This window comes from candidate division WOR-3 bacterium, from assembly GCA_039801905.1.
In the GTDB taxonomy this organism is placed as follows: domain Bacteria; phylum Hydrothermota; class Tepidihabitantia; order Tepidihabitantales; family JBDRVQ01; genus JBDRVQ01.
Window position 1 is genome coordinate 25719 of sequence record JBDRVQ010000027.1, and the last position, 279, is coordinate 25997.

1 protein-coding gene is annotated in these 279 nt (G+C 34.8%); it reads right to left on the reverse strand.

Features of this window, described 5'->3' with window-relative positions; genetic code table 11:
- The coding region (locus ABIL00_06140; protein ID MEO0110335.1) for a hypothetical protein at nucleotides 1-279 on the reverse strand (279 nt) is incomplete at both ends.

Genomic DNA, 279 nt, shown 5'->3' on the forward strand with positions numbered 1-279 from the left:
TTCGTTTCTACTTCGGAAGTTTGATTCGTCTGTTATCCTTTTAAACTCTTTTTCAAGAATTAAGATAACGAGTATTTTATCAGGATATTGAGATGATAAATTCTCTTTAGCAAGTTTGAGAATATTCTCTGTTGGAATTGGTGGGACTTGGCGATTTTGACCTCGTCCCGAAGGTCCGAACGGATACACTAATAATATTGCAAATTCTAAATTCTTAAATTGGGGATAAACACCTTCGGTGAAATACTTACCAATTTTTTCAACGGTCGTTCGGTATTT